Origin of the sequence: Metallibacterium scheffleri, from assembly GCF_002077135.1 — a bacterium.
Classification (GTDB): Bacteria; Pseudomonadota; Gammaproteobacteria; order Xanthomonadales; family Rhodanobacteraceae; genus Metallibacterium; species Metallibacterium scheffleri.
On record NZ_LDOS01000001.1, the window covers coordinates 295,868 to 316,624 of the forward strand.

Genomic DNA, 20,757 nt, shown 5'->3' on the forward strand with positions numbered 1-20,757 from the left:
CTCGATCGGGAAATCAGTCGGAAGATGGCGTCACCTGCGCCGCCAGCCAGTCCAGGTAGGGCGCATGCCCGGCCTCGACGGCAACGGCAAGGATCTCGGGCAGCTCGTCGGGATGCAAGGCGCACAAGCGCGCACGCAGGGTTTCGAAGCCGGCGCGCGTGGTCTTGATCAGCAACTGCACCTCGTCGGCATGCTCGATCGCGCCCTGCCAGCGGTACACCGAGCGCGCGCCGGGCAGGCGCGTGACGCAGGCGGCCAGACGTTCGGCCACCAGCGTCTCGGCGATGCGCGCGGCATGGGCGTCATCGGGACAGGTACACAACACCAGCAGGGCCTGCATGGACTTCCGGGCGTGGACGGAGCGGCGATGATCGCACCACCGCGCATCGGTTGCAGCGCCGCGCGCCGATCGCAGCGTGCGCAAACGTGAAACAGCGCCCCGGGCCACGTAGACTGCACGCTTCGCCAGGGGGCATCGCGATGACGCCCGAACAGCAGGCCCGCACCGCCATCGACACCCTCCTCGCCGCCGCGGGCTGGGTGGTGCAGGACGTCGGCGCCGTCCACATCCACGCCGCGCGCGGCGTCGCCATCCGCGAGTTTCCGCTGCGGGCCGGCCCGGGTCGGGTTTTGCCGCGCAGCACGCATCCATTGCCGTCTCTGCGTTGCTAGCCATGCCCCATTCAAAAGACACCGACAGTCGGCCCGCTGCTCGCCCGCATTCTGTCGTCCGCGAGGACACCATCGAATACGGCTTCATCGGCACCCTGCAAAACCTCAAGTACGCGTATCGCGACGACATCCGCGACCGCGCCGCGCTGGAGCAGAACTTCCGCGAGAAATTCGAGGCGCTCAACCGCGTTCATCTCACCGATGCCGAGTTCGCCCGTCTGCTGGAAGAAATCGTCAGCCCGGATGTTTTCACCGCCGCCAGGACCCTGCGCAGCATCAATGCCTACACCCGCGACGACGGCACGCCGCTGAACTACAGCCTGGTCAACCTCAAGGACTGGTGCAAGAACGCCTTCGAGGTCATCCACCAGCTGCGCATCAATACCGACTACAGCCACCACCGTTACGACGTCATCCTGCTCATCAACGGCATCCCCTGCGTGCAGATCGAGCTGAAAACCCTGGGCGTGAATCCGCGCCGGGCCATGGAGCAGATCGTCGAATACAAGCACGACCCCGGCAACGGCTACACCAGGACGCTGCTCTGCTTCATGCAGTTGTTCATCGTCAGCAACCGCGACCGCACGTATTACTTCGCCAACAACAACGCCCGCCACTTCGCGTTCAACGCCGACGAGCGCTTCCTGCCCGTCTATGAGTTCGCGGGCGAGGACAACCGCAAGATCACCCAGCTCGACGCCTTCGCCGAGCGCTTTTTGAAAAAGTGCGACCTCGGCCAGACCCTCAGCCGCTACATGGTGCTGCTGGCCGGCGAGCAGAAGCTCATGATCATGCGGCCCTACCAGGTCTATGCCGTGCAGCACATGATCCAGTGCATCAATGAGGACAGCGGCAACGGCTACATCTGGCACACCACCGGCAGCGGCAAAACCCTCACCTCGTTCAAGGCGTCCACGCTGCTGAAGGAGAACGACCGCATCCACAAATGCGTGTTCGTCGTCGACCGCAAGGACCTCGACCGCCAGACGCGCGATGAATTCAACCGCTTCCAGGAAGGCTGCGTCGAGGAAAACACGCACACCGGCGCCCTCGTGCGCCGCCTGCTGTCCGAGGACTACGCCGACAAGGTCATCGTCACCACCATCCAGAAGCTCGGCCTCGCGCTGGATGAAAACAGCAAGCGCAACAAACAGCGGACGCGGAACGACCAGCCCACCTACATGGAGATGCTGGCCCCGCTGAGCGACCAGCGCATCGTCTTCATCTTCGACGAATGCCACCGCTCGCAGTTTGGCGAGAACCACAAGGCCATCAAGGCGTTCTTCCCCCGCGCGCAGCTCTTCGGTTTCACCGGCACGCCCATCTTCGACGCCAACGCCTCGCAGCAGAAGATCGAGGACACCACCGCGTCGATGCGCACCACGCAAGACCTGTTCCAGAAACAACTGCACGCCTACACCATCACCCACGCCATCGAAGACGGCAATGTGCTGCGCTTCCATGTCGATTACTTCAAGCCCGAGGGAAAAAATCCGCCCAAACCCGGCGAACCCATCGCCAAGCGCGCCGTCATCGACGCCATCCTCGCCAAGCACGACGCCGCCACCGCGGGACGCCGCTTCAACGCCCTCTTCGCCACCGCGTCCATCAACGACGCCATCGAGTATTACGCGCTGTTCAAGGCGATGCAGGCCGAGAAACAGGCCGCCGATCCCGACTTCAAGCCGCTGAACATCGCCTGCGTGTTTTCGCCGCCCGCCGAGGGCGACGCCGACGTGAAGCAGATCCAGGAAGACCTGCCGCAAGAGCAGGCCGACAACGAAGAAGATCCCGAGGGCAAGAAAGCCGCGCTGAAAAACATCCTCGCCGACTACAACGCCCGCTACGGCACCAATCACCGCATCGCTGAGTTCGACCTCTACTACCAGGACGTGCAGAAGCGCATCAAGGACCAGCAGTGGCCCAATGCCGACTACCCCCCGGCGCAGAAGATCGACATCACCCTCGTGGTGGACATGCTGCTCACCGGCTTCGACTCCAAGTTTCTGAACACGCTCTACGTGGACAAGAACCTCCGGCACCACGGCTTGATCCAGGCGTTTTCGCGCACCAACCGCGTGCTCAACGGCAGCAAGCCCTACGGCAACATCCTCGACTTCCGCCAGCAACAAGATTCGGTGGATGCCGCCATCGCCCTGTTTTCCGGCGAGAAAACCGGCGAGCAGGCGCGCGAAATCTGGCTGGTCGAAAAAGCGCCCGTGGTCATCCAGAAACTGGAAGCCGCCATGCACAAGCTGGATGCCTTCATGAAGTCTCAAGACCTCGATTGCACGCCTTCCGCCGTCGCCAACCTGAAAGGCGATGCGGCCAAGACGGTGTTCATCGAGCGTTTCAAGGAAGTCCAGCGCCTCAAAACCCAGCTCGACCAATACACCGACCTCACCGGGGACAACAAAGCCGCCATCGAGCAGGTGCTGCCCGAGGAAAACCTGCGCGGCTTCAAGGGTCAGTATCTGGAAACCGCCAAAAAGCTCCGGGCAAAGCCAGACAAACCCAGCGATCAACCCGGCGCCGACAACCCGGCCGGCCAACTCGATTTCGAGTTCGTCCTCTTCGCCTCCGCCGTCATCGACTACGACTACATCATGAAGCTGATGACCAGCTTCTCGGCCAAAGAACCGGGCAAATCGAAGATGACCCGCGAGCAACTCATCGGCCTCATCAGCAGTGACGCCAAGTTCATCAACGAGCGCGACGACATCGCCGAATACATCGGCACGCTGAAGGCGGGCGAGGGGCTGAGTGAAACCGCCATCCGCGACGGCTACACCCGCTTCAAGGCGGACAAGAACGCCAAGGAACTCGCCGCCATCGCCGCAACGCACGGCCTCGCCACCGCCGCCCTGCAAGCCTTCGTGGACGGCATTCTTGAGCGCATGATCTTCGATGGTGAACGCTTGAGCGACCTCATGGCCCCGCTCAACCTCGGCTGGAAAGCCCGCACCCAGGCTGAACTCGCCCTCATGGCGGACTTGCACCCGCTGCTCACCCAACGCGCCGGGGGGCGTGATATTTCGGGGTTGAGTGCGTATGAGTGAACGGCCGCTGACTGAAGCCACATTGCTGGCGCGCATAGACTTGGGCGAGCACACCCGTCAGCAGTTCAAGCGCAACTTCCACAACCCTGACGCCCTGGCCGCCGAGCTGGCTGCCTTTGCCAACAGTGGCGGCGGCACGCTGCTGATCGGTGTGGCCGATGACGGCATCATCACTGGCCTGAGCGCGGCGGATGTTCGCCAGCTCAACCAGATGCTCAGCAACGCCAGTAGCCAGCATCTGCGCCCGCCCGTTCATCCCCACACCGAAAACGTGCAAACCCACGCCGGGCTGGTGATGGTGGTCACTGTGCCCAATGGCTTGGCCAAGCCCTATCTGGATCAGCAAGGCCGCATCTGGGTCAAACAGGGCGCCGACAAACGCCATGTGACCGCCCGCGAAGAGCTGCAACGCATGTTCCAGCGCGGCGGCCTGGTCTATGCCGATTTGGTGCCCGTGCCGGGCACCACCAGCGCCGACTTGGACGAGCCCGCCTTTCGCCGCTACCTCGCCCAGCACTACAGCGCCGACACCGCCCCCGCCGGGCTGCCGCTGGACACGTCGTTGCAAAACCTGGGTCTGGGCGACGGGCTGGAGCTGAACCTCACAGGCCTGCTGCTGTTTGGCCGCAACCCCCTGCGCTGGCGACCCGCCTACACCATCAAGGCCGTGGCCTTTCCGGGCACCCGCATCACCGACACCCGTTACCTGGACAGCCAAGACATCAGTGGCACCCTGCCCACCCAATACGCCGAGGCGCTCGCCTTCATCAAACGCAACCTGCACCGGGTGCAGGGCGATCAGGGCTTCAACTCGCCGGGCATTCTGGAAGTGCCCGAAATCGCCCTGCAAGAACTGCTGGTTAACGCCTTGGTACACCGCGACTACTTCACCAGCGCATCCATTCGCATCCTCGTCTTCACCGACCGCATCGACATCATCAGCCCCGGCCACCTGCCCGACAGCCTGAGCATTGATGACATCCGCCACGGCAAAAGCAACCGCCGCAACCCCACCCTGAGCGAGCACGCCTTCAGGCTGCTGCCCTACCGGGGCTTGGGCAGCGGCATACCCCGCGCGCTCGATGAGTGGCCGCAGATCGAACTGATCGACGAAGTCAGCGGCAACCAGTTCACCGCCCGGGTGCAGCGACCCAAGGCGCAGTGGGCGGGAGCGGGCGAACAAGCCACCGAACAAGTAACCGAGCAAGTAGCCGAACAAGTAGCCGAACAAGTTCGCCGACTGTGCTTGGCTCTGGGGCAAGAGGCCAAAGGAACGAAGGAGCTGATGCAGTCGCTCAACCTCAAACACCGCCCTAGCTTTTTGGAAGGCTATCTGAACCCGGCCCTCCAACAGCGTTTTGTGGAACTGACCCAGCCAGATTCACCACGCAGCCCCACACAAAAATACCGCCTGACCGCACAAGGAAAGGCCTTGTTGAAATGACCATCCCCCACAAGTACGCATCAACGCCGGGCGCCGCCACTGACCAGGACGTGCTCCATGAGCTATCGAAGGCCACCGCCGCCCTGCAAACCTTCGTGGACGGCATCCTCGACCGCATGATCTTCGATGGCGAGCAGCTCGGCGACCTCATGGCCCCGCTCGACCTCTCGTGGCGCGCCCGCACCCAGGCCGAACTCGCCCTGATGGAAGACTTGCATCCCCTGCTCACCAAACGCGCCGGGGGGCGCGACATCTCAGGACTCAGCGCGTATGAGTAGTAAGAACAAAACCACCGCTACCAAGGAAGAGGCAAAGCCAGCGCTGGTGCCGAAGCTGCGGTTTCCGGAGTTTCGGGGGGCGGAGGCGTGGAAGCCCGTAACACTCCAACAAGCATCCACGCCAGTAACAGAGCGTGTAGGGGAAAGGAAACTGACGCCCGTAAGCATCTCCGCTGGGATTGGCTTTGTGCCGCAGGCCGAGAAATTCGGGCGGGACATCTCAGGCAACCAATATCAGCTCTACACCTTGGTCAGCGACGGCGACTTCGTTTACAACAAAGGCAACTCGCTCAAGTTCCCGCAAGGTTGTGTCTACCAGCTGCAAGGCTGGGGGCAGGTCGCGGCCCCGAATGTCTTCATCTGTTTCCGCCTCAAAGGCGGCTACTCGAATGTCTTTTTTCAGAACTGCTTCGAGCAGAACATGCATGGCAAGCAGCTCAAGAAGCACATCACGAGCGGCGCTCGTAGCAATGGCTTGCTGAACATCAGCAAAGAAAACTTCTTTGGTGTCGAAATCCCCACGCCAAGCCCCGCCGAACAACAAAAAATCGCCGAGTGCCTGAGTTCGGTGGACGAGCTGATGGCCGCGCAAGCGCGGAAAGTGGACGCACTCAAGACCCATAAAAAAGGGCTGATGCAGCAGCTTTTCCCCAGAGTAGCTGGAGCTTCCAGCGCCAAAGCGTCTGAACCAAGGGAGCAAGATGCTCCCGCCACAATCGAAACCCAACCCCGCCTCCGCTTCCCCGAATTCCAAAACGCCGGGGAGTGGGATAAGACGACAATTGGTGACTTGAAGCCATTTGTCACCAGCGGCTCGCGAGGATGGGCCCCGTTCTACGCTGAGCAAGGTGAGTTGTTTGTCCGCATTACGAATCTCTGGCGGGACTCCATTTATTTAGACCTTGCGGGTTCGAAGTTTGTCCAGCTTCCACCGGGAGCGAATGAGGGGGTTCGGACGCAACTCAGGGAACATGACGTGCTGATTTCCATCACTGCGGACATCGGAATCATCGGCTACGTGGACGAAAGCGTCCCTTCACCGGCCTACATCAACCAACACATCGCACTTGTGCGCTTCGACTCGGGGCAATTGTTTGGGAAATACGTCGCCTACTTCCTCGCCTCGGAAAAATCGCAGCGTCTTTTCCGCGCATCAACTGACACAGGAACGAAAGCGGGAATGAGCCTAATCGGAATCCAAAAAATCGAACTCATGTTTCCGGGTTTGCCCGAACAACAACGCATCGCCTCGTGCCTGAGCAGCCTCGACGCCCTGATCACCGCCGAAACCCAAAAACTCGAAGCCCTCAAGACCCACAAGAAAGGCCTGATGCAGCAGCTTTTCCCATCCCCGGAGGCGGTTGAAGCATGAGCTGGCGGGGGGCATGGGCAGTTGTCAAGGAATCCTTGACGGTTCAAATTGAGGGTATCGCGAATGGAAAAGCCGGGAGTGCAACACCATGACTGACGGCAATGCATCGCAGTTTGTGATCTACCAAAGCGAAGATGGACGTACCAAGCTCGATGTGCGTTTTGTGGATGAAACCGTCTGGCTGACCCAGCAGCAGTTGGCCGAGTTGTTTCAGACTTCGCGCACGAATGTGGTGGAACACATTCAGCACATCTACGAGGAAGGCGAGTTGGAGGCGGACGCAACCTGTCGGGAATTCCGACAAGTTCGCACAGAGGGCACGCGAGAGGTCGCGCGCAACTTGGTTTTTTATAACCTCGACATGACGCTGTCGGTGGGTTACCGCGTTAAAAGTGCGGTGGCAACACGCTTTCGTATCTGGGCAACCCAACAATTACGCGAGTACATCGTCAAAGGATTTGTGCTCGACGACGAGCGCCTGAAAAACCCGGATCAACCTTTTGACTATTTTGAAGAGCTCACGCGGCGCATTCAGGACATTCGCACCAGTGAGCGGCGCTTTTATCAAAAAATCACCGACATCTACGCCACCAGCGTTGACTATGACCCGACGCAGGCAGAAAGCATTTCGTTTTTCCAGACCGTACAAAACAAGATGCACTGGGCCATTACGGGGCAAACGGCGGCAGAGATCATTCACACCCGTGCCGATAAAAATCAGCCCAATATGGGGCTGACCAGTTGGCGTGGTGGCAAGGTGCGCAAGGCCGATGTGTGCATTGCCAAGAATTACCTCAATGCCGATGAACTCGCTGCACTGAATAATCTGGTGGAGCAATATCTGGTGTTTGCTGAAGGGCAGGCCATGCGCCGCGTGCCCATGACGATGAACGACTGGATTGCCAAGCTGCACGGTTTTTTGACGATCAACGACCGCGACATCCTCAACCACGCCGGAAAAATCTCTCACGAGGTGGCCAAGGCTTTCGCCGAATCGGAGTATGAAAACTTCAATAAGGATCAAATAGCCAAGGCCGATCAATTGGAAAGCGATTTTGACCAGGCGATGAAGCGGCTGCCAAAACCCAAACCAGCGAAACAAAAAACATGACCGAACAAAACCAAAAACAACTGGGCAACACCCTCTGGGGCATCGCCGACCAACTGCGCGGGGCGATGGATGCGGACGACTTTCGCGATTACATGTTGTCCTTCCTCTTTTTGCGCTATCTCTCCGACAACTACGAGACGGCGGCGAAGAAGGAGCTGGGGCGGGATTACCCCGATGTGGGCGGCGACCCCCGCAAGGTGCCGCTGGCGCTCTGGTATGAGAACAACGTGGACGACATTCCGGACTTCGAGAAGCAGATGCGGCGCAAGGTGCATTACGTGTCAAGACCCGTCTGGTTCTTTAATTGCCTGACGAAGATTTCGGGATGATTCTTGCGCCACAGGTCCATGGCTTGTCGAGGCGTGCGGTGACCCAGCGCGCGTTGCGGGAGGTGGTCGTTGTAGAGCTTGGCGTAGCGTTCGAGCGTGGTCTGCAAATCCTCGCGCGAGCGGAAGTGCGTGGTCGCCAGGATGTCGCTGATGCGCCCATTGAAGCGCTCGACCATGCCGTTGGTTTGCGGGTGACGCGGCTTGGTGAGCCGGTGCTCGATGCCGAGCAGGGCGCACTCACGATCGAAGGCGTGCTCGCCCGTGGGTTTCTTGCTCTTGGCGGTGAAGCGGTCGGTGAACTGGCTGCCGTTGTCGGTCAGCAGCTTGACGATCTTCATCGGTGCGGTCGCGTACAGGCGGCGCAGGAAGTCGCTGCTGCTGGCCTCGCTCTGGTCGGCGTAGATGCGCAGGAAAACCCAGCGGGTGGCGCGGTCGATGGCGACGAACAGGTAGCGCCGGGCGCTCTCGTCGGCCATCTGTGGCAGGTACTTGATGTCCATGTGCACGAAGCCCGGCGCGTAATCCTTGAAGGTCTTGCGCACGATCGGCGCGTCCTTGTCCTCCACCGGGCGCCGGTTCAAGCCGTGGCGCGTCAGGCAGCGCATCAGGCCGGAGCGCGACACCGCCGGGTTGAGGAATTCACGCACCACCACCAGCAGGTCGTCCAGCGGCAACCACAGGGTGCGACGGATCTCCATCGCCACCGCCTCCTGGGCCGAGGTCAGCGTGCAGTGCAGGGTCTGCGGGCGGTGCGAGCGGTCCGCCGTCGCATCACGCTGGCGCCACTTGCGCACCGTGGGCGGCGTCAGGCCGTAGCGGCGCGCCAGTTCGGCATCGCTCAGGGCCTGATCGGCAGCACGCAGCTCGGCGCGTATGCGCGGCGTGGTGCGGGCCAATGGATGTAGCGTCAGCGGCATGCGATGGCTCCAAGCACGTGGTAAAGATGACTCATCGCATCACGCGCAGCGCTCAGACGCCAGACACGCTGCAAGATAGAATCACACGGAGCCTGACAATTACGTCATCCAGCCTGCGCACCTGTGGAACAGCATCGCCAACCTGGCGCGCACCCAGAAACCGGAGCTGCTGAACACGCTGCAGGCGGGCTTCAAATACATCGAGACGGAATCGTTCGAGAGCACCTTTCAGGGCCTGTTCTCCGAGATCGACCTCGGTTCGCCCAAGCTGGGCAAGACCTACGCCGACCGCAATGCCAAGCTGTGCAGCATCATCCAGAAGATCGCCGAAGGGCTGGCGGAATTTTCCACCGACATCGACGCGCTGGGTGATGCCTACGAATACCTGATCGGCCAGTTCGCAGCGGGCTCGGGCAAGAAGGCGGGCGAGTTCTACACCCCGCAGCAGATTTCCAGCATTCTTTCGGGCATCGTCACGCTGGACAGCCAGGAGCCGAAAACCGGCACGAAAAAAAGGCTCGACAGCGTGCTGGATTTCGCCTGCGGCTCCGGCTCGCTGCTGCTCAATGTGCGCAAGAAGATGGCCCAGGCGGGCGGCGCCATCGGCAAAATCTACGGCCAGGAAAAGAACATCACCACCTACAACCTCGCGCGCATGAACATGCTGCTGCACGGGGTGAAGGACACCGAGTTCGAGATCTTCCACGGCGACACTCTGCTCAACGAGTGGGACATGCTGCGCGAGCAGAACCCGGCCAGGAAGCCGAGCTTCGATGCCATCGTCGCCAACCCGCCCTTCAGCTACCGCTGGGAGCCCACCGACGCGCTGGCCGATGACGTGCGTTTCAAGAGCCACGGCCTCGCGCCCAAGTCCGCCGCCGACCTCGCCTTTTTGCTGCACGGCTTCCACTTCCTCAAGGACGAAGGGGTGATGGCGATCATCCTGCCGCACGGCGTGCTGTTCCGGGGCGGCGCGGAGGAACGCATCCGCACCAAGCTGCTCAAGGACGGCCACATCGACACGGTGATCGGCCTGCCCGCCAACCTGTTCTATTCCACCGGCATCCCGGTGTGCATTCTGGTGCTGAAAAAGTGCAAGAAGCCCGACGACGTGCTGTTCATCAACGCCGCCGAGCATTTCGTGAAGGGCAAACGCCAGAACCAGTTGAGCAAGGAACACATCGACCGGATTGTCGATACCTACCAGTTCCGCAAGGAAGAACCGCGCTACGCCCGCCGCGTGGACATGGCGGAGATCGAGAAGAACGACTTCAATCTGAACATCTCGCGCTACATCAGCACGGCGCTGGGCGAGGAAGAGATCGACCTGGCGGCGACGCATGCGAGCCTGGTGGACATCGAGCAAGCCATCCGCCAAGCGACGGCGCAACACAACGCATTCCTGAAAGAGCTGGGCCTGCCACTGTTGCCGTCGGCGGATTGAAATTCCACAACGCGCTGTTCGAAGACGGCGCGGGCGAGACCCTCCACCGCAAGCTGCCGGCCGAGTGCGCGGTGAGCGTGGACGAGATCGTGGACGACCTGGAGGCCGCGCTGGAGCAGCTCCGCCTGATCGCCACGGATCTCGATGCGCATGCCATCGGCGCGGCACGCACCGACGCAGCAGCCACGCGCTGACCGGGCTGGATCCCCGCCTGCGCGGGGATGACGGCCAATCAGTTCACGGCACGGGGATGTCGGCTTGGCATCGACCCACTTATTCGTCATCCCCGCGTAGGCGGGAATCCAGGCCCGCCCGGCGCGCAGCGGCCTCAGTCGCGCTGTCCGGCGCGGCGCGCGCTGACCTCGGACAGGGCCGACCAGTCCAGCTCGCCGGCGCCGTGGGCGAGGGCGTCGAGGAAGTTCTCGCGCAGCACCGAGGCGAAGGGCATGGGCACGGCGACGGCATCGGCGGCGGCCTGCGCCAGGCGCACGTCCTTGAAGCCCAGGCGCAGGCGGAAGCCGGCGGGCTCGAAGCGGCGCGCGGCGATCAGCGCGCCGTAGCCGCGGTAGGCCGGGCTGGCGAACAAGGTCTCGCTCATCAGGCCGAGGAAGTCCGCCGCGGCCACGCCGTGCGCCTGCGCCAGCGTGCTGGCCTCGGCCATCGCCTCGATGGCGGCGGCGAGCATGAAGTTGCCGGCCAGCTTCACCGCGCTGGCGCGCGCCGGGTCGTCGCCGAAGGGCCACACGCGCTGGCCGATGGCCTCGAGCAGCGGTCGCACGCGCGCCACCGCGCTGGGCGCGCCGGCGGCCAGCACGTGCAGCTTGCCGGCGGCGGCGGCATCCGGGCGACCGAACACCGGTGCCGCCACGTAACCCACGCCGCGCGCGGCGTGCGCCGCGGCCAGGCGCTGCGTGCAGGCCACCGACACCGTGGCCATGTTGACGTGCACCGCGCCGGCCGGCATGGCCGCCAGCGCGCCACCCTGTTCCAGCACCGCGTCGACGGCGGCATCGTCGGCCAGCATGCTGAACACCACGGGCTGCGCGGCAGCGCCAGCCGCATCCGCCGCTGCCGTCACCCCCGCCGCCAACAGCGGCTGCAGCGCCGCGGGCGTGCGGTTCCAGGCATGCACGTCGTGCCCCGCCGCCTGCAAGCGCAGCGCGATCGCCGCGCCCATGCCGCCGGTGCCCAGAAATCCGATGCGCATGTCCGTCTCCCGATGCAAAACACGATTGCAGCACGAAGCCTGCTGCGCTGCGCGCAACAGTGTGGTGACAGGGCGGCGAGTGCGAGTGGGAAACAGCGAGTCGGGAGTCGGGAGTCGTGAAACGAATCGATTCTTCTCGCCATCCCCGGGCGCGCGCAGCGCGAACCGGGGATCCAGCGGCGTTGCCGTGCTCTGCGCGGATGCTTCGCTGCGCTCAGCATGACAAGGGGGGAGTTGCCTTTCGGCTACCGCATCCGCGCGCCGACAGGCCGACACGCCGATACGCCGATACGCTCAGGCCTGGCCGTGCCGACGCATGCCGTGCAACGCCTGCAGCTCGCTTTTCTCGGGCGCGCTCAAGCCCTCCTGCTGCAGCTTGCGGGTCAGTTGATCGAGGCGTTCGGCGTGCGCCTGGCGGGTGAGCTGGGCCAGCGCGCCGAGAAACTCCGAACGCAGATCGTGGGCCTCGGGAAACTCGATCAGCGCCAGTTTGTGCAAGGCGTCGGCCTCGCTGCGTCCGACGAAATGTTCGAGCAGCGCCGCCACCGAGATGCCCGGCCGCGCGCGCACCAGTTCCAGCAGCTCGATCAGCAGCGCCACGCCGGGCTGCGAGGACGCGGCGAACGTCCACGGCGGCGCCACCTCGGCGGCCAGCGCCGGCTCGGCCAGCAGCACGGCGATGGCCTCGCGCACCAGGCTGCGGCGCACCGCGGATGCGCGCCGCGCCGGTGCGCGCGCGGGCGTGGTTGGCGCCGCTGCCGGTGGTGCGCTGACCCCCGTGCGCGCCTGCAGCGCCTGCTGCATGAGATCGCGGAACGCACCGTCGGGCAGCCGCGCCAGCAGCGGGCGCGCGCGTTCGGCCAGACGCGCGCGGCCATCCAGCGTGGCCACGTTCACATCCTCGGCGAGGTGCTCGAAAAAATATTCGGACAAGGGCGTGGCCGTGGCCAGACGCTGCGCGAACGCCGCGCCGCCTTCCTTGCGCACCAGACTGTCGGGGTCTTCGCCCTCGGGCAGGAACAGGAAATACGCCTGGCGCCCGTCGCGCAGGCGCGGCAGCGTGGCTTCCAGCGCGCGCCACGCGGCGCCGCGTCCGGCGCGGTCGCCATCGAAGCAGAACACCACGTCGGGCGTGGCGCGGAACAGCATCTCGGTGTGCTCCGGCGTGGTCGCGGTGCCCAGCGTCGCCACCGCCTGCGGCAGGCCATGCTGGTGCAGCGCGATGGCATCGAGATAGCCCTCGACCACGATGACGCGCGGCAGCGCGCCCGCCGCCTGGCGCACCTGCCACAGCGCGAACAGCTCGCGGCCCTTGTGGAACAGCGCGGTCTCCGGCGAGTTGAGGTACTTGGGGCCGTCGCCGGCCGCGGCAGCGCGCGCGGGGGCGTCGGCTGCCTGATCCGCGCGCGCGGGCTGCGCGCCTGCAACGATCCGGCCACCGAAGGCGATCACGCGCCCGCGCCGGTCGAGGATCGGGATCATCAGCCGCTCGCGGAAGCGGTCGTAGCGCCGCCCCTGTTCGTTGCTGGCCAGCAATCCGGCCTGTTCCAGCAACTGCAGGCGCGCCGGCGTCGCGCCCAGCGCGCGCTGCAGCTTGTCCCAGCCGGACGGCGCCCAGCCGATGCGGAAGCGCTGCAGCGTGTCGGCATCCAGCCCGCGCCGCGCGCAGTAATCCTGCGCCAGCGGGCTTTGCGGCAGCTCGCGCTGGAACCAGCGCGCGGCTTCCTCCAGCACCGCGTACAGCTCGCTGAAGTCGTCGCGCGCGCGCTCGCCGCCGCCCTCGTAGGGCACTTCCATGCCGGCCGTGCGCGCCAGTTCCTCGACCGCATCGGGAAACTCCATGCGCTCGTAATCCATCAGGAACTTGATCGCGCTGCCGTGCGCGCCGCAACCGAAACAGTGGAAGAACTGCTTCTGCGGACTGACGAAGAACGAAGGCGAGCGCTCGTTGTGAAATGGACAGCACGCGGTCCATTCGCGTCCCGCCTTTTTCAGCGGCACGCGGCGCTCGACCACCTCGACGATGTCGACGCGCGCCAGGAGTTCATCGATGAAACGGTCGGGGATGCGCGGCATGCGCCAAGCATGCCAGCCCGCGACCGATGCTGCTGTGCTACGGCGGCGCAATGCGCCCATCGTGAACGCGCCGCGCGGCGCCGGGTATCGCCGCGCGCGACCACGCGCTAGCCTTGCGCCTTCGCCGCGGAGCCACGCTCATGAACCCATCGGCACGGCGTGTCGCCATCCTGGGCGGCACGCGCATTCCGTTCTGCCGCAACAACACGGCCTACGCCGAGGTCGGCAATTTCGGCATGGGCGTGAAGGTGCTCGGCGCGCTGGTCGAGCGCATGCAGCTCGCCGGCGTCGAACTGGGCGAGGTCGCGTTCGGCGCGGTGCTCAAGCTCGACCGCGACTGGAACCTGGCGCGCGAGGTCACCCTGTCCGCGGGCCTGGCCGCGACCACGCCGGCGATCACCACGGCGCGCGCCTGCGGCACCTCGCTGGACAACGCGGTGATCGTCGCCAACAAGATCGCCTGCGGGCAGATCGAGGCCGGCATCGCCGGCGGCAGCGACACCACCAGCGACGTGCCCATCGTGTTTTCCGAGCCGCTGCGCAAGCGCCTGCTGGCGGTCAACCGTGCGCGTGACAGCGGCGCCAGGCTGCGCGCGGCGCTGCGCGGCTTCAGCCTGCGCGAGCTGATGCCCGCGTTTCCCGGCGTGGCCGAACCGCGCACCGGCCTGAGCATGGGCCAGCACACCGAACTGATGGCGCGGCAGTGGGGCATCGCGCGTGAGGATCAGGACCGCCTGGCGCTGGCCAGCCACCAGAAACTGGCCGCCGCCTACGCCGCCGGGTTTTTCGATGACCTGGTGGTGCCGTTCCGCGGCCTCGCGCGCGATGGTTTTTTGCGCGGCGATACCACGCTGGACAAACTCGCCGCGCTCAAACCCGCGTTCGACACCAGCTCGGGCCTCGGCACGCTGACCGCGGGCAATTCCACCGGCCTCTCGGATGGCGCCGCCGCCGCGCTGCTGGCCAGCGAACCCTGGGCCGCGCAGCGCGGCCTGCCGGTGCAGGCGTATCTGCTGGATGCCGAGGTCGCCGCGGTGGATTTCGTCGCCGGCGAGGGCCTGCTGATGGCACCGACCATCGCCGTGGCGCGCCTGCTCAAGCGCCATGGCCTGAGCCTGCAGGATTTCGACTACTACGAAATCCACGAAGCCTTCGCCGCGCAGGTGTTGTGCACGCTGCGCGCGTGGGAATCGGCGACTTACTGCCAGAAGCGCCTGGGCCTGGACGCGCCGCTGGGCAGCATCGACCAGGCCAAGCTCAACGTGCATGGCTCCTCGCTGGCGGTGGGCCACCCCTTCGCCGCCACCGGTGCGCGCATCCTGGCCACGCTGGCCAAACTGCTGGCGCAGCGCGGCGGCGGGCGCGGCCTGATCTCGATCTGCACCGCCGGCGGCATGGGCGTGGCGGCCATCGTCGAGCGCTGAGCAGCGGTGGATTTTTAGCCTTTCAGCCCGGCCACGGATGACCGGACCCGAAGCCGTCACGCAAGCGGCTGATTCGCGCAGGCTCTGGGCAATCCCGCGGACGCATCCGTGCGGGCCGGCGTGCATCCGCTCGCGTCTTCGCGACCGGGCGCTTCATCGCCAGAACGGGTGGCCATGCGGCATGGCGCGCATTACGGAACCGTATGGCTCGGCGGCGATCGCACGCGGCACGCCGCGACTAGACTTGGCGCAGTTGTCCGGATGTCCATCACCGCACAATCAAGGGGAGCGCGCATGGGCCTGAGCAAGCGTTGTTTCGCGGAATTCTTCGGCACCTTCTGGCTGGTCTTCGGCGGTTGCGGCGCCGCGCTGTTTTCGGCGGCATTCCCGCACCTCGGCATCGGTTTCGCCGGCGTGGCGCTGGCTTTCGGCCTGAGCGTGCTGACCATGGTGTACGCGGTCGGCTCGATCTCGGGCGGGCATTTCAATCCCGCGATTTCGCTGGGCATGGCCGCCGGCGGCCGCTTCGCATGGAAGGACGTGATCCCGTACTGGCTGGCGCAGGTGATCGGCGGCATCGCCGCGGCCGGGGTGCTGTACCTGATCGCCAGCGGCAAGCCCGGCTTCGATGCCAGCGCCAGCGGCTTCGCCAGCAACGGCTATGGCGCGCACTCGCCGGGTGGTTATGCACTGGGCGCGGTGATGATCACCGAGTTCGTGCTGACCGCGTTCTTCGTGTTCGTGGTCATGGGCTCGACTTCCAAGCGCGCGCCGGCGGGCTTCGCCGGCATCGCCATCGGCCTGACCCTGACGCTGATCCACCTGATCAGCATTCCGGTGGACAACACCTCGGTGAATCCCGCGCGCAGTACCGGCCCGGCGCTGTTCCAGGGCGGCTGGGCGGTACACCAGTTGTGGGTGTTCTGGCTGGTGCCGCTGATCGGCGGCGCGGTGGGCGGCTGGATCTTCCGCATGCTGTTCGATCGCGAGTGATCCGCCCACGGACTGTGGACCCGTGCCCAACCGCGCACCAAGGCGACTGACCGCGCGCAGGCGCGGCAAAAGCACCGGTACAGGGGGAGAGCCTCGCAATGATGCGCAGCGCAAGCGTGGGGCATGCCGTCTTCGCGGCGACGCTGATCGCACTGGGGATACTCGGCCTGTTGCTGCGCGGCCATTTCGCGCCGATCTGGCGACCGGTGCCACTGGATTTTCCGGCGCGCGCGGGTCTGGCCTGGCTCTGCGGCATGGTCGCGCTGGGATGCGGCATCGGCCTGCTCTGGCCGCGCACGGCGGCGGTGTCCGCGCGCGTGCTGCTGGTCTATCTGCTGCTCTGGCTGGTGGCGTTCAAGGTGTCGGTCATCGTGCGCGCGCCTGCCGTGGAGGTCTCCTACGAAAGCGCCGGCGAGACGGCGGTACTCGTTGCGGGGGCCTGGGTACTGCATGCGTGGTTCGCTGGCAGCCGCGGTCGGGAGCTGCGCGCCGGCCGTGCCGCGGGCTACTCGGGCGTGCGCGGCGCGCGCCTGCTCTATGCCCTGGCCTTGATCGCTTTCGGCCTGTCCCATTTCGCCTATCTCGAATTGACCGCCGCGCTCGTCCCGGGCTGGTTGCCGTTTCCGGTGTTCTGGGCCTGTTTGACCGGCGCTGCGTACCTCGTCGCGGGCGCGGCCCTGCTCATCGGCGTGCATGCGCGGCTGGCCGCGGCGCTTGCAGCGGTGCAGATGGGTGTGTTCACGCTGCTGGTGTGGGCGCCGGTGGTGATCTCGGGTCACGCGGACGTCTCGCAATGGGGCGAGTTCACGGTTTCCTGGACGCTGACGGCCGCTGCCTGGGTGGTGGCCGACTCGTACAGGGGCACGCCCTGGTCCTCCGATCGTGGGTTGCAACGATCGATCCCGGGCAACGGATGCGATGACCCGCCAGACCGCCATGTGCTGCGCATGAACGAAACCTGAGCGCCGCGGTCCAAAGCAGCTCCCCCGCCATGGAGCACCCCGCCATGCGTTTTGCATCCCTGATCGCCACCGCCGCGCTGCTGGGCGCGGTGCTGCTGCCCGCCGCGCAGGCGGCCGACACCGCCAGGGCGGCCACGCCGCACGGACCGTTTCACCATCTTGCGTTCCGCAATCTCGGCCCGGCGGTGGCCGGCGGGCGCGTGACCAGCGTGCTCGGCGTGGCCGGCGATGCGGCGCTGTATTACGTCGGCAGCGCCGGCGGCGGCGTGTGGAAAACCACCGATGGCGGTACCACCTGGAAACCGATTTTCAACCACGGCCCGACGCAATCCATCGGCGCCATGGCGCTGGCCGGCAACAACCCGAACTGGCTGTGGGTCGGCACCGGCGAGGCCAATCCGCGCAATGACATCCTCAATGGCGATGGCGTGTACTTCACCCCCGACGGCGGCAAGACCTGGGTGGACAAGGGCCTGCACCATGCCGGGCAGATCGCCGCCATCGCGGTGGACGCGGACCATCCGGATACGCTGTTCGTCTGCGCGGCCGGCGATGTGTGGAAGCGCGGCCCCGAGCGTGGCGTGTTCATGAGCACCGATGACGGCGCGCACTGGCGCAAGGTGCTGTACCTCAACGACCACACCGGCTGCGCCGACATCGCCTACGAGCCGGGCAACCCCAAGGTGCTGATCGCCGGCATGTGGCCGCTGCAGCGGCGGCCATGGATGCTGACCAGCGGCGGCAAGTCCGGCGGGCTGTATCGCTCGACCGATGGCGGCCTGCACTGGAGCAAGCTCACGCACGGCCTGCCCAAGGGCGACATCGGCCGCAGTGCGATCGCCTTCGCGCCCAGCCAGCCGCAGACCGTGTACGCGGTGATCCAGGCCAAGGGCGGCGTGCTGTGGGTGTCGCACGATCTCGGCAGCCACTGGATGCAGGTCAGCGATGACCACGACAACGACGTGCGTCCGTTCTACTTCACCCAGTTGGCGGTGATGCCGAATGACCCCAACCGCCTGTTCCTGATGTCGATGAAGCTGATGGAAAGCAAGGACGGCGGCAGGCACGTGTTCTATGCCGACAAGGGCGTGCACGTGGATCACCACGCGCTGTGGATCGACCCGCGCAATCCGCGCCGCATCATCCAGGGCAACGACGGCGGCGTGTACCTGACGCTGGATACCGGCAAGCACTGGCGCTATCTGGACAACCTGCCGATCGAGCAGTTCTACCAGGTGGCGGTGAGCACGCAGCAGGCGCCCTATCCGTATCTGGTCTGCGGCGGCCTGCAGGACAACGACGCTTGGTGCGGCGATTCCAGCGATTACCGGCGCGGCGGCGTGACCGGCTACCAGGACTGGTTCGATGTCGCCGGCGGCGACGGCCAGTACGTGGTGCCCGCGCCCAGCGACGCCAACATCATCTACGCCGTCACCGACGACGGCTACGCCACGCGCTATGACCGCGTGACCCAGCGCAAGCGCAGCATCAACCCGTACGTGAAGGACATCCTCGCCGGGCTGCTGTTGTCGGGCAAACCGATGTCGCAGCAGAAATACCGTTTCGACTGGACCACGCCGATCGCGGTGTCGCCGACCGATCCGGACGATTTGTACCTCGGCGCCAACGTGGTGTTCCACAGCACCGATGGCGGCGCGCACTGGCAGATCGTCAGCCCGGACCTGACCCGTGACATCAAGGCCAAGCAGGCGCCCAGCGGCGGCCCGGTGACCAAGGACATGTCCGGCGCCGAGACCTACGACACCATCCAGTCGCTGACGCTGGCGCCGACCAATGCCAGGGTCATCTGGGCCGGCACCGACGATGGCTGGGTGTGGGTCAGCCGCGACGGCGGCGCGCACTGGAGCAAGGTCACGCCCGGCGGCGCCCCCGAGTGGGCGCGCGTGTACAACGTCACCGTCTCGCCCTTCCACGCCGGCACCGCGTATGCGGCGTTCGACGCGCACGAGCTGGGCAACAACCACGCCTATGTGTATCGCACCCGCGACTACGGCAAGCACTGGACCAACATCAGCCGCGGCCTGCCCGACAGCTCGGTGGAAGTGGTGCGCGAAGACCCCGACCACGCCGGCCTGCTGTTCGCCGGCACGCTGTCGGACGGGCTGTGGTACTCGCGCGATGACGGCGCGCACTGGCAGGCGTTGCACGCCAACCTGCCGGGCGGCGTGTCGGTGATGGACCTGACCTTCGTGCCGAGCACGCACAGCCTGGTGCTGGCCACGCACGGGCGCGGCATCTGGGTGCTGGACAACCTGCGCCCGATCGAGGATTACGACACCGCCATCGCCGCGGCGCCGCTGCATGTATTCCCCGCCTCGCCCGGCAAGCTGCTGTATGCCAGCGGCAGCAATGGCGTCGGCCCGAGCGCGTTCGTCGCGCCCAACGCGCCCACCGGCACCGTGATCAGCTACGCCCTGGCCAAGGCGGTGCAACCGACCGCGGCGCAGAAAGCCCTGCACCATGCGCCGGTGAAGATCGTCATCCACGACGCCGCCGGTCAGCTCATCGACACCCTGCACGGCCCGGGCAAGGCCGGCGTCAACCAGCTGGCGTGGAACCTGCGCTATGCGGGCCCGGCCAGGCTCGACCCACCGCTGGGCAAGGCAGGTCCGCACGGGCGCGGCTTTGGCCCGTCGGTGCCGCCGGGCGACTACAGCGCCACCTTCACCGCCGCCGGCGCCAGCCAGACCATCGCGCTGCGCGTGCTGCCCGATGCGCATTACAAGGTCGCGCTGGCGACCTACCGCGCGGATACCGCGGCCGGGCTCGAGGCGCGCACCGAGCTGTCCGCGGTGAATCGCGTGCTCAACCACGTCGCGGCCATGCGCAAGGCACTCGGCGCGGTGCTGGCGCGCGGCCACGGTGATGTCACCTGGGCGCAGCAGCACGCCACGCTGATCACCCAGGCCAAGGCGCTGGACAAGCAGCTCGGCGATTACCAGGACGTGCTGTGGAATCCGCACACCCAGCACCAGGTCGCGGAGGATTTCCTGCGCCACTTCAGCCACCTGCACCAGCACGTCAGCACGCTGTACGGGCTGGCCGCATCGAGCTGGGGCGAGCCGCCGCGCGCGCAGGTGCGCGAGCTGATCGCCAGCAACCGCGCGCTGATCGGGCAATTGCTGGTGCAGTACAACGGCAGCCTGATGGGCCAGGTGAAATCCTGGAACGCCGCGGCCTACGCGGCGGGCGTGGCCACGCTGCCCACCGGCTCGCCGCTGACGCTGAAGCCCGCGCCGGCGCTGCCGCCGCTGGTGGGGGCCTGAGGCGCGCGCAGCGGAGACAGCGCGGTTTTCGCGCTGTCTCCGGCCGCTTGGGTTTACGCCTGGCGACACGCCACACGCGCATGCGGAATCTGCACGGCAGGTGGCAGACGACTGGACTTTCGCCGGGTGCAGGAAGCCGCCCCTGCATCGTTGCGCGCGCGGCCCCGCACAAGACATAAGAC

The 20,757-nt window shown here is 65.6% G+C and carries 17 protein-coding genes; 13 read left to right on the forward strand and 4 right to left on the reverse strand.

The features are described from left to right. Positions 1–13: 13 nt before the first annotated feature. A complete protein-coding gene (cutA, locus tag Mschef_RS01310) occupies positions 14–340 on the reverse strand; it encodes a divalent-cation tolerance protein CutA (RefSeq protein WP_081126757.1) in 327 nt (108 codons plus the stop codon). A 140-nt stretch (positions 341–480) separates the two neighbouring features. On the opposite strand from cutA, the gene Mschef_RS01315 reads away from it, so the two are divergent. From Mschef_RS01315 to Mschef_RS01345, 7 genes are all read left to right on the forward strand, one after another. Continuing rightward, positions 481–672, forward strand: a complete 192-nt coding sequence (locus Mschef_RS01315; RefSeq protein ID WP_176212387.1) for a hypothetical protein — start codon at positions 481–483, stop codon at positions 670–672. 2 nt (positions 673–674) lie between these two features. Beyond that, positions 675–3,731, forward strand: coding sequence for a type I restriction endonuclease subunit R (locus Mschef_RS01320; RefSeq protein WP_081126758.1), 3,057 nt, complete (start codon positions 675–677; stop codon positions 3,729–3,731). Continuing rightward, on the forward strand, positions 3,724–5,175 hold the full coding sequence (locus Mschef_RS01325; RefSeq protein ID WP_081126050.1) for a Fic family protein: 1,452 nt from the start codon (positions 3,724–3,726) through the stop codon (positions 5,173–5,175). Before Mschef_RS01320 ends, Mschef_RS01325 begins: the two co-directional genes overlap by 8 nt. After that, positions 5,172–5,453 carry a type I restriction endonuclease subunit R, EcoR124 family gene (locus tag Mschef_RS01330; protein ID WP_197686704.1) on the forward strand — a complete coding sequence of 94 codons (282 nt, stop codon included), beginning with the start codon at positions 5,172–5,174 and terminating at the stop codon, positions 5,451–5,453. The genes Mschef_RS01325 and Mschef_RS01330 overlap by 4 nt, the downstream gene beginning before the upstream one ends. Then, complete coding sequence (locus tag Mschef_RS01335) at positions 5,446–6,825, forward strand: restriction endonuclease subunit S (protein WP_081126051.1); 1,380 nt, start codon at positions 5,446–5,448, stop codon at positions 6,823–6,825. The genes Mschef_RS01330 and Mschef_RS01335 overlap by 8 nt, the downstream gene beginning before the upstream one ends. A gap of 88 nt (positions 6,826–6,913) precedes the next feature. After that, entirely contained in the window at positions 6,914–7,936 is a 1,023-nt protein-coding gene (locus Mschef_RS01340) for a virulence RhuM family protein (protein WP_081126052.1), read from the forward strand. After that, positions 7,933–8,265, forward strand: coding sequence for a type I restriction-modification system subunit M N-terminal domain-containing protein (locus Mschef_RS01345; protein ID WP_081126053.1), 333 nt, complete (start codon positions 7,933–7,935; stop codon positions 8,263–8,265). Before Mschef_RS01340 ends, Mschef_RS01345 begins: the two co-directional genes overlap by 4 nt. Here the strand turns inward: Mschef_RS01345 and Mschef_RS01350 are convergent. Further along, positions 8,211–9,182: an IS481 family transposase gene (locus tag Mschef_RS01350; RefSeq protein WP_081126054.1), complete on the reverse strand. Its 972-nt coding sequence runs from the start codon at positions 9,180–9,182 to the stop codon at positions 8,211–8,213. The genes Mschef_RS01345 and Mschef_RS01350 overlap by 55 nt on opposite strands. A gap of 142 nt (positions 9,183–9,324) precedes the next feature. Between Mschef_RS01350 and Mschef_RS01355 the strand changes: the two genes are divergently transcribed. Then, on the forward strand, positions 9,325–10,626 hold the full coding sequence (locus Mschef_RS01355) for a type I restriction-modification system subunit M (protein WP_242426457.1): 1,302 nt from the start codon (positions 9,325–9,327) through the stop codon (positions 10,624–10,626). Beyond that, on the forward strand, positions 10,623–10,820 hold the full coding sequence (locus tag Mschef_RS01360; protein WP_081126055.1) for a hypothetical protein: 198 nt from the start codon (positions 10,623–10,625) through the stop codon (positions 10,818–10,820). Before Mschef_RS01355 ends, Mschef_RS01360 begins: the two co-directional genes overlap by 4 nt. Positions 10,821–10,954: 134 nt before the next feature. On the opposite strand, the gene Mschef_RS01365 is transcribed toward Mschef_RS01360, so the two are convergent. Both Mschef_RS01365 and Mschef_RS01370 read right to left on the reverse strand, forming a co-directional pair. Further along, positions 10,955–11,851, reverse strand: coding sequence for an NAD(P)-dependent oxidoreductase (locus tag Mschef_RS01365; protein ID WP_276965072.1), 897 nt, complete (start codon positions 11,849–11,851; stop codon positions 10,955–10,957). 276 nt (positions 11,852–12,127) lie between these two features. Further along, positions 12,128–13,909, reverse strand: coding sequence for a DNA primase (locus Mschef_RS01370; RefSeq protein WP_081126057.1), 1,782 nt, complete (start codon positions 13,907–13,909; stop codon positions 12,128–12,130). A 140-nt stretch (positions 13,910–14,049) separates the two neighbouring features. Here Mschef_RS01370 and Mschef_RS01375 point away from each other — a divergent pair, with 140 nt between their 5' ends. From Mschef_RS01375 to Mschef_RS01390, 4 genes are all read left to right on the forward strand, one after another. Continuing rightward, positions 14,050–15,333, forward strand: a complete 1,284-nt coding sequence (locus Mschef_RS01375) for an acetyl-CoA C-acetyltransferase (protein WP_081126058.1) — start codon at positions 14,050–14,052, stop codon at positions 15,331–15,333. A gap of 294 nt (positions 15,334–15,627) precedes the next feature. Continuing rightward, positions 15,628–16,326, forward strand: a complete 699-nt coding sequence (gene aqpZ / locus Mschef_RS01380; protein ID WP_081126059.1) for an aquaporin Z — start codon at positions 15,628–15,630, stop codon at positions 16,324–16,326. Positions 16,327–16,424: 98 nt separating this feature from the next. Then, positions 16,425–17,288, forward strand: coding sequence for a DoxX family membrane protein (locus Mschef_RS01385; protein WP_081126060.1), 864 nt, complete (start codon positions 16,425–16,427; stop codon positions 17,286–17,288). Positions 17,289–17,332: 44 nt separating this feature from the next. Continuing rightward, complete coding sequence (locus Mschef_RS01390; protein ID WP_136256465.1) at positions 17,333–20,575, forward strand: hypothetical protein; 3,243 nt, start codon at positions 17,333–17,335, stop codon at positions 20,573–20,575. Positions 20,576–20,757: the final 182 nt, after the last annotated feature.

Excerpts from the sequence above, each read along its gene's own strand:
- Mschef_RS01340 (WP_081126052.1), top strand. The coding sequence starts at position 6,914 with ATGACTGACGGCAATGCATCGCAGTTTGTGATCTACCAAAGCGAAGAT.
- Mschef_RS01370 (WP_081126057.1), bottom strand. The coding sequence starts at position 13,909 with ATGCCGCGCATCCCCGACCGTTTCATCGATGAACTCCTGGCGCGCGTC.
- Mschef_RS01325 (WP_081126050.1), top strand. The coding sequence starts at position 3,724 with ATGAGTGAACGGCCGCTGACTGAAGCCACATTGCTGGCGCGCATAGAC.
- cutA (WP_081126757.1), bottom strand. The coding sequence starts at position 340 with ATGCAGGCCCTGCTGGTGTTGTGTACCTGTCCCGATGACGCCCATGCC.
- Mschef_RS01315 (WP_176212387.1), top strand. The coding sequence starts at position 481 with ATGACGCCCGAACAGCAGGCCCGCACCGCCATCGACACCCTCCTCGCC.
- Mschef_RS01375 (WP_081126058.1), top strand. The coding sequence starts at position 14,050 with ATGAACCCATCGGCACGGCGTGTCGCCATCCTGGGCGGCACGCGCATT.
- Mschef_RS01385 (WP_081126060.1), top strand. The coding sequence starts at position 16,425 with ATGATGCGCAGCGCAAGCGTGGGGCATGCCGTCTTCGCGGCGACGCTG.
- Mschef_RS01320 (WP_081126758.1), top strand. The coding sequence starts at position 675 with ATGCCCCATTCAAAAGACACCGACAGTCGGCCCGCTGCTCGCCCGCAT.
- Mschef_RS01390 (WP_136256465.1), top strand. The coding sequence starts at position 17,333 with ATGCGTTTTGCATCCCTGATCGCCACCGCCGCGCTGCTGGGCGCGGTG.
- aqpZ (WP_081126059.1), top strand. The coding sequence starts at position 15,628 with ATGGGCCTGAGCAAGCGTTGTTTCGCGGAATTCTTCGGCACCTTCTGG.
- Mschef_RS01345 (WP_081126053.1), top strand. The coding sequence starts at position 7,933 with ATGACCGAACAAAACCAAAAACAACTGGGCAACACCCTCTGGGGCATC.
- Mschef_RS01330 (WP_197686704.1), top strand. The coding sequence starts at position 5,172 with ATGACCATCCCCCACAAGTACGCATCAACGCCGGGCGCCGCCACTGAC.
- Mschef_RS01335 (WP_081126051.1), top strand. The coding sequence starts at position 5,446 with ATGAGTAGTAAGAACAAAACCACCGCTACCAAGGAAGAGGCAAAGCCA.
- Mschef_RS01350 (WP_081126054.1), bottom strand. The coding sequence starts at position 9,182 with ATGCCGCTGACGCTACATCCATTGGCCCGCACCACGCCGCGCATACGC.